The organism is Vibrio sp. 1727 (assembly GCF_033344415.1).
Taxonomy (GTDB): Bacteria; Pseudomonadota; Gammaproteobacteria; order Enterobacterales; family Vibrionaceae; genus Vibrio; species Vibrio alginolyticus.
Genome location: NZ_JAWPOT010000437.1, coordinates 1 through 602, shown reverse-complemented (window position 1 = coordinate 602; position 602 = coordinate 1). Strand labels below are relative to the sequence as shown.

The 602-nt window shown below is 46.2% G+C and carries 1 pseudogene; it reads left to right on the top strand.

The features are described from left to right. Positions 1–65: 65 nt before the first annotated feature. A pseudogene (locus R8O10_RS26215) lies at positions 66–602 on the top strand (6-phospho-beta-glucosidase); the annotation flags it as partial.

Below are 602 nucleotides of genomic sequence, written 5' to 3'. Positions count from 1 at the left end.
GGTTTGTATAGCGAATCACGATGCTTTTAAATCAAACTGTCTTATCCATAACGAGAAACAGCACGATGAAAAAGAATCTAAAAATTACCATTATTGGTGCAGGCTCCAGTTACACGCCAGAGCTTATCGAAGGTCTCATCAAGCGCAATCATGAACTGCCTATCGGCGAGTTGTGGTTGGTCGATATTGAAGATGGCAAAGAGAAAGTCAGCATCATTGGCGACTTAACACGCCGTATGTTGGCGAAAAACAACCTGTCTCATATTGATGTTCACGTCACGCTGGATCGCAAACCCGCATTAAAAGACGCCGATTTTGTCTGTTCTCAATTTCGTGCAGGTTGTTTGGAAGGTCGCATCCGCGATGAACGCATCTCGCTTAAATACGGCATGATCGGTCAGGAGACCAATGGTTTAGGCGGTTTTGCTAATGCCTGTCGCACCATTCCTATCGCGCTAGAAATCTGTAAAGAGATGGAAGAATTGTGTCCAGACGCTTGGCTGCTGAACTTCACTAATCCATCGGGCATGGTGACCGAAGCGATGCTCAAGCACACCAAAGTAAAAGCGGTCGGTTTGTGCAACGTGCCAGTGATCATGCAA